General features: G+C 73.1%; 8 protein-coding genes and 1 pseudogene. 4 read left to right on the forward strand and 5 right to left on the reverse strand.

Features of this window, described 5'->3' with window-relative positions; genetic code table 11:
• Together AOK00_RS17255 and AOK00_RS17260 are read left to right on the forward strand one after the other, a co-directional pair.
• Window positions 1-443 (forward strand): annotated as a pseudogene (locus AOK00_RS17255) (hypothetical protein); the annotation flags it as partial.
• Between the two features lie 124 nt (window positions 444-567).
• Window positions 568-1,371 carry a chaplin gene (locus AOK00_RS17260; RefSeq protein ID WP_055601202.1) on the forward strand — a complete coding sequence of 268 codons (804 nt, stop codon included), beginning with the start codon at window positions 568-570 and terminating at the stop codon, window positions 1,369-1,371.
• A 47-nt stretch (window positions 1,372-1,418) separates the two neighbouring features.
• Here the strand turns inward: AOK00_RS17260 and AOK00_RS17265 are convergent, their stop codons facing one another.
• The 3 genes from AOK00_RS17265 to AOK00_RS17275 form a co-directional block, all read right to left on the reverse strand.
• Entirely contained in the window at window positions 1,419-2,108 is a 690-nt protein-coding gene (locus tag AOK00_RS17265; RefSeq protein WP_055601203.1) for a DUF2293 domain-containing protein, read from the reverse strand.
• 13 nt (window positions 2,109-2,121) lie between these two features.
• Entirely contained in the window at window positions 2,122-2,580 is a 459-nt protein-coding gene (locus tag AOK00_RS17270; RefSeq protein WP_055601204.1) for a hypothetical protein, read from the reverse strand.
• An 89-nt stretch (window positions 2,581-2,669) separates the two neighbouring features.
• Window positions 2,670-3,881 carry a pyridoxal phosphate-dependent aminotransferase gene (locus AOK00_RS17275; protein ID WP_055601205.1) on the reverse strand — a complete coding sequence of 404 codons (1,212 nt, stop codon included), beginning with the start codon at window positions 3,879-3,881 and terminating at the stop codon, window positions 2,670-2,672.
• A gap of 91 nt (window positions 3,882-3,972) precedes the next feature.
• Between AOK00_RS17275 and AOK00_RS17280 the strand changes: the two genes are divergently transcribed.
• On the forward strand, window positions 3,973-4,614 hold the full coding sequence (locus AOK00_RS17280) for a winged helix-turn-helix transcriptional regulator (RefSeq protein WP_055601206.1): 642 nt from the start codon (window positions 3,973-3,975) through the stop codon (window positions 4,612-4,614).
• A 123-nt stretch (window positions 4,615-4,737) separates the two neighbouring features.
• On the opposite strand, the gene AOK00_RS17285 is transcribed toward AOK00_RS17280, so the two are convergent.
• On the reverse strand, window positions 4,738-5,094 hold the full coding sequence (locus AOK00_RS17285) for a MerR family transcriptional regulator (RefSeq protein ID WP_055601219.1): 357 nt from the start codon (window positions 5,092-5,094) through the stop codon (window positions 4,738-4,740).
• Window positions 5,095-5,120: 26 nt separating this feature from the next.
• Window positions 5,121-5,873, reverse strand: a complete 753-nt coding sequence (locus tag AOK00_RS17290) for an SDR family NAD(P)-dependent oxidoreductase (protein WP_055601207.1) — start codon at window positions 5,871-5,873, stop codon at window positions 5,121-5,123.
• Between the two features lie 291 nt (window positions 5,874-6,164).
• On the opposite strand from AOK00_RS17290, the gene AOK00_RS17295 reads away from it, so the two are divergent.
• Entirely contained in the window at window positions 6,165-6,800 is a 636-nt protein-coding gene (locus tag AOK00_RS17295) for a hypothetical protein (RefSeq protein ID WP_055601208.1), read from the forward strand.
• Window positions 6,801-6,866: the final 66 nt, after the last annotated feature.

Genomic DNA, 6,866 nt, shown 5'->3' on the forward strand with positions numbered 1-6,866 from the left:
CCGGGCGCGATCCGGTCGCCGCGCTCACTCCGTGGCAGGACGCCGTCCGGCTGGCCGCCGCGCACCCCGGTTCCGGGCTGACCGCCTCGACCCGTGCCCTCTACCGGGATCTGGCGTACGCGCTGGACCGCACGCCCACCGACCTCGCCAGGGCCGTCGCCGCCTGGCGGCAGGGTGGCGCCGCCGGTCTCGCCGTACTCGAGGAGCCGTGGGATCCGCCGGCGGGTCCGTTCGACCGGGCCAGACCGGCCCTGATCGCCTCCGACTTCCCCGCGTTCCGCCCCTGGCGCAACCGGCTCTCCACCGAGTCCCTGCAGCTCCGCCTCGGCCGTGACGGCCTCTGGTACGGCTACGAGTCGGACGCCGGCCGCGAGGACTGGTGGCCGCGCGGCGCCCCCGACCACGATCCGGTCGGCGCGCTCACCGATCTTCTGGGGCGCTGACCCACACTCGAACGGGGCCCACTCGATGGAGTGAAACCCGTCAACGGCCGGATCCGGCACGTGCGTTTGTCGCGTTGATTCCGGTACGGGCACTTGCCCGCACACCTCCGGAAGGCAGGAAGCCATGAGGCAGATTCGCCGAAGTGGTCTGGCCACACTGTTGGTCACGGGTGGGGCGATCGCCCTCTCGGCCGGCGCCGCGCACGCCGACTCCGGCGCGCAGGGCGCCGCGGTCGGTTCGCCGGGCGTCGGCTCCGGCAACACGGTTCAGCTGCCGGTGCACGTGCCGGTCAACGTCTGCGGCAACACGGTCAGCGTCGTCGGCCTGCTCAACCCGGCCTTCGGCAACGGCTGTGCCAACCGCTCCGCCGAGAAGGAGCCCGACGGCTACGGCTCGGAGGAGGGTGGCGGCTCCCACAAGGACGAGCCCGGCACCCCGCGCGGCGGAGAGCAGGCAGGCGGTTCGCACGGCGGCGGGTCCTCCGACGGCGGTTCCGCCAACGGCGGTGGGTCCACGGCCGAGACCCACGTCGCGGGCTCTCCCGGCGTGCTCTCCGGGAACGGCCTCCAGCTGCCCATCGACCTCCCCGTGAACATCAGCGGCAACTCGGTCAACGTGGTGGGCATCCTCAACCCGGTCTTCGGCAACACTGCGGTCAACGGCCCCTCGAAGCCGACGCCGCCGGTCGAGACGCCGACGCCGCGCCCGCAGACCCCCGTTCGGAACGTGCCGGTTCCGCAGCCGGAGACCGAGACCGAGACGGCGAAGCCCGTCCCGCTCCCCGCTCCGCAGGGTGAGACGAGCACGGTCGCGCTGGCCTCCACCGGCTCCGACAGCATCGGGTACACCGGCGCCGCGAGCGCCGCGCTGCTGCTCGGTGGAGCCCTGCTGTACCGTCGCGCCCGCCGCACCGCGGACCAGGCCTGACGGTTCCGCTCCCACGGCCGGGCCGACGTGGGCTGACACCCGAGTTGTCAGCCGCGCCCCCGGCCGTCGGCGTCCCCGCCGTCGCGACGCCAGGCCCGGAGCACCGCCTCGATGGCGGGCGCCAATCTCGTCCGGGCCTGGTGCCGGGGAACTCCCTGCATCAGCAGGGTGTCGTACGGCGTGTCGACATGGCGTACGGAGGCGCGCACCGCGGCCGTGACGGCGCCGCGGTCGAGCGAGCGGCCCGCCGCCGTGCGCCCCACCCGTCCACTGCCCTTCGCCGAGGCGTGGACGGCGATCTCCGTGGCCCGGTCCGCCGGGATGGACGGGAAGAGCCGCAGGATCTCCGCCCTGAGGACCTCGGTGATCTCCACGTCGAGCGCCGCGCGCCGTGCGGCGTCCCGTGCCCGGCGCCTGGCCCGGGCCTCCGCGTCCGCCAGGCAGGACAGTTCAGCCTGGGCGAGCGCCGCCTCCTCGACGAGCAGGCCCTGACGCTCGTACCGGGTACGGCGCCGGTTGTGGCGCACGACCACGGCCCAGAGCGTGCTGCCCTCGCGGGCCCGGCGGGTGAGCGCCGTGTCGCCCCGCCGCAGGAAGACGAGATGCCCGAGGTCGGCGCAGTCGAGGCAGACCGGGGCGTTGAACTCGACGATCATCCGTTCGAGGGGCCCCCGCAGGCACTCGGAGCAGCGGCGGCGCCTGAGCGGCTCGACGACCACGGGCGCGACGAGATCCATGTGCGGGCCCCGCTCAGCGCACGCCGGGCGCGGCCGCGGCGATGAACTCGGCGAGCGCTTCCTTCGCCTCCGCCGAGCGACGGGCGCGCTCGGTCTCTCCCCGCGCCTCGTGCATGCAGTGGGTCTGTTCGAAGGCGGTCTCGGCCAGTCGTCGGACCTGCGGGTCGTCGCACACCAACTGCACGCGGAAGAGGGCCTGCCGGGCGGCGGTCCGCTGCCGGTAGGAGGCGTGCCGGGACTCCTCCGCCTCCTCGGAGCCCGGTTCCTCGGCCGCCCGGAACCAGCGGTCGTTCTGGCTGTGCCGGTAGTCGACGACCGCGCCCGCGTAGGCGCTGTAGGTCGCGATCCGCTCCTGGCGGAGCTGTTCGGTCCGGGCCAGCGAGGCGGTGCGCTCGGTGGCCCGCCCCTGGAACCAGTGTGTGGCGATGACGCCCAACAGGGTCCCCGCCACCGCTATCAGCGCCACATCCATGACCGGGCGCCCCCTCCCGTCCTGCCGTCCTGTCCATCGGCCCGAAGATCTTCAGGCCCTCAGATCATGACAGTCGAGGGGGTGTCACGTCACTGCCGGTAGCCGCTCAGAAAGCGGCCGATGCGGCTGAGCGCGGCGTCGAGGTCGTCGGCGTACGGCAGGGTCAGGATGCGGAAGTGGTCCGGGCGGGGCCAGTTGAAGCCGGTTCCCTGGACGACCTGGATCTTCTCGCGCAGGAGCAGGTCGAGGACGAACCTCTCGTCGTCGTGGATCTTGTGCACGGCGGGGTCGAGGCGCGGGAAGGCGTACAGCGCTCCCTTCGGTTTCACACAGGAGACGCCGGGGATCTCGTTGAGCTTCTCCCAGGCCCGGTCGCGTTGTTCGCGCAGCCTGCCCCCGGGCGCGGTCAGCTCGTGGATCGACTGCCGGCCGCCGAGCGCGGCCTGGATGGCGTACTGCGCGGGGGCGTTGGGGCAGAGCCGCATGGAGGCCAGCATGGTGAGGCCCTCCAGATAGTTCCTGGCGTGCTCCTTCGGGCCGGTGACGACCAGCCAGCCGGAGCGGAAGCCCGCCACCCGGTACGTCTTGGAGAGCCCGCCGAAGGTGAGGACGACCAGGTCGGGGGCGAGGGTGGCGGCCGGGTGGTGGACGGCCTCGTCGTAGACGATCTGGTCGTAGATCTCGTCGGCGAAGACCATCAGGCCGTGGCGCCGGGCGAGCGCGAAGATGCCCTCCAGGATCTCCTTCGGATAGACGGCGCCCGTGGGGTTGTTGGGATTGATGACCACGATGGCCCTGGTGCGGTCGGTGATCTTCGACGCCATGTCGTCGAGGTCCGGGTACCAGTCGGCGGACTCGTCGCACAGGTAGTGCACGGGCTTGCCGCCCGCAAGCGTGATCACCGCCGTCCACAGCGGGTAGTCCGGTGCGGGTACGAGGACTTCGTCGCCGTCCTCCAGGAGGGCCTGGACGGCCATCGAGATCAGCTCGGACACGCCGTTGCCGAGGAAGATGTCGTCGACGTCCACGTCCGGCAGGCCCATGGACTGGTAGCGCTGGGCGACGGCGCGGCGGGCGGAGAGGATGCCGCGCGAGTCGGTGTATCCGTGGGCCTTGGGGAGCATCCGGATCATGTCCTGGACGATCTCCTCGGGCGCCTCGAAGCCGAAGAGCGCCGGGTTGCCGGTGTTGAGGCGCAGGACGCTGTGGCCCGCCTCCTCCAGCGCGTTGGCGTGCTCGATGACCGGGCCCCGGATCTCGTAACAGACCTCGCTCAGCTTGCTCGACTGCCGGAACTCCATGTCCGACCTCCCCAAGTCCCCGGAATCAGTGTTGCTTGGTTTTACCAAGTTCGAGCTTGGAAAGTCCAACAACATGTCTAGACTGCGTCGCATGCCACGTCAGCCACGCCGCCGCAGCTACGACCAGCACTGTGCCGCAGCGCGCGCCCTCGACCTCGTCGGCGACCGCTGGACCCTGCTCGTCGTCCGCGAACTCCTCGCCGGGCCGCGCCGCTACACCGACCTCCACGCCGACCTCCCGGGCGTCAGCACCGACATGCTCGCCGGTCGCCTCAAGGACATGGAGAGCGCCGAGCTGGTCACCCGTCGCCGACTGCCGCCGCCCGCCTCGGCGTTCGTGTACGAGCTCACCCCCCGCGGCCGCGACCTGCTGCCCGTGCTGCGCACCCTCGCCGCCTGGGGGGCGCCCGACCTGGGCGAACCGCGGCCCACCGACGCCGTCCGCGCCCACTGGTACGCGATCCCGCTCCTCGGGGCGCTCGCCGAGCTGGGCGCCGGGGTCGTCCAGGTGACCCTGGACGAGGGCGAGTTCTTCGTACGGGTCGGGGACGACGGGGCCGTGTCGTACGGGGACGGGGTGTACGGCGCCGGTACGGCCGAGGTGCCCGACGCCCGGCTGCGGACCGACGTGGCGACCTGCCGGGCCCTCGCGGGCGGGGAGTCGACGCTCGCCGAGGCGATCGAGACGGGGCACGCGGCGCTGGAACGGCCCGTGCGGGCCGCCCGGTCGTAGCCGGACCCCGGGGCACCGGCCCGTCGTCGGGCATCGGCTCGTCCCCGGGCATGAACCCGTCCCCGGGGATCGGCTCGTCCCCGGGCATGAACCCGTCCCCGGGGATCGGCTCGTCCCCGGGTGTCAGCCCCGGTCCGAGACCACGCCCAGGCTTCGTGCCAGCCGGTTCCGGGCCTCGGTCTGTGCCGCGATCCGCGCGTCGAGCACGGCCAGCCGCTCGCGGGCGATCTCCAGGCCGCGGGCGGACGGCGGGGCCGAGGGCATGTCACCGTCAAGGCAGGAACGGAACGCGGACACGTCGTCCAGGGTGAGGCCCGCGTTCAGGAGGTACCGGATGTTCGCGACCCGCGTCACGGCCTCCGCGCCGTACACCCGGTATCCGTTGGCCGCGCGGGTCGACGTGATCAGGCCCGCCGCCTCGTAGTGGCGCAGGGCGCGCGGCGACACCCCGCTCCGCCGGGCCAGTTCACCGATGCGCAAGGACGCCACCTCCTCGACCACTCCTATCACGCGACCAGCGCACCCCCGTCGACGGGCAGGACGGTGCCGGTCAGGAAGGAGGCGTCCGGCGCCGCGAGCGAGGTGATCGCCCAGGCGACCTCCTCGGGACGGCCGATCCGGCCCAGTGGAACGTGTGCGAGCTGCCAGGCCCGCAAGGCCTGCAGCCGCTCGGGGGAGAGACCCATGTGATCCGCGATCGGGGTCTCGATCGGACCGGGGGCGACCGCCACCACCCGGACGCCGTCGGGCGCGAGCTCCACCGCCCAGCAGCGGGTCAGTGTCTCCAGGGCGCTCTTGGTCGCCGGATAGACCGAGTTGGCAGGCCAGCCGCGCTGACCGATCGTCGTCGTCACGTTCACCACGACGCCCCGCGACTCCTTGAGTGAGGGGAGGGCGGCCTGCGTCAGCAGGACGGGGGCGACGAGGTTGGTCTCCAGGAGCGGGGTGATCACGGAGCGGTCGAGGGTGCCGAGCGGGCCGCCGAGGGAGATCCCGGCGTTGTTGACGAGCACGTCGAGGCGGCCGTGGCCGGTCACGGCGGCGCGGACGATCTCCTCTGCCGCGCCCTCCGCCGTGACGTCCGCGACGTGCGGGTGAATGCCGGGACGCCCCTCGGCGGTCTCCCGCAGCGGCTCGGCCCTGCGGCCGACGGCGAGGACCGTCGCCCCCTGCCGGGCGAACGCGCGGGCGGTGGCCCGGCCGATGCCGGTGCCCGCACCGGTGACGACGACGACCCTGGTGGGTGTGGTGGTGTTCATGGCGCTGATGGTCGAACAGTGACGCCAGTGACAAGGTCAAGCCGTCGTGCGCGGCGTCAGCGCCCGGGGGAGAGGAACGCGAGCGGTTCTCGTGGCGGTCGGGGTGGGGAAGCGCCGATGTCCGATCGCCCCACAGGCCACCGCGGGCCGCGAGGGCCTCTGGATCACGGTCATGCCCGGCACGTCCCCATAGAATCGACGGCACACCTCCTCGTCGCCGGGCCCGGTCACCGTCATGCCGGTGTGTCGGCCGTGGACACGTCAGGGGGAGCTGCGGGCAGGATGAGCGGGATGCGATACGAGGCGATCACCTGGGAACGGCTGGCGGAGGCACTCGCCCGTCGGCTCGACGGGGCCGCGCCGGCCGACGGGAGCGGCTGGCTCAAGGTCGCCGTCGACGGGCCGCCCGCCGCGCCCGGGGGTGAGTTCGCCGAACAGCTCGCCGGGGCACTGCGGACACGCGGGCGCTCCGTCCTCGTCGCGGGGACCGGCGGCTTCCTGCGGCCCGCTTCGCTGCGGTACGAGTACGGGAAGCGGGACCCGGACGCGTACTACGACGGGTGGACCGACACCGGGGCGCTGTGGCGGGAGGTCTTCGGGCCGCTGGAGCCCGGCGGCACCGGGCGGGTGCTGCCCGACTTCTGGGACCCGGTGAAGGACCGCGCGACCCGCAGCCCGTACGTGACGCTGCCGCCCGGCGGGGTGCTCGTGCTGCACGGACCGTTCCTGCTCGGCCACTGGTTCCCCTTCGACCTCACCGTGCACCTGCGGCTCTCGGCCGCGGCGCTCGCCCGGCGCACCGAGGAGACCTGGACCCTGCCGGCCTTCGCCCGGTACGAGACGGAGGTCGATCCAGTCGACGCGGCGGATGTGGTCGTGCGCGCGGACGACCCCCGCCACCCGGCCTGGACGGGGTTCGGCAGCTAGGGCCTCTCAGGGCTTGGGGGTGGGGGAGGCTTCGCGGTCCGTTTTCGCGGTCGCGGCTCCGCCCCC

Source organism: Streptomyces aureus, from assembly GCF_001418135.1.
Lineage (GTDB): Bacteria > Actinomycetota > Actinomycetes > Streptomycetales > Streptomycetaceae > Streptomyces > Streptomyces aureus_A.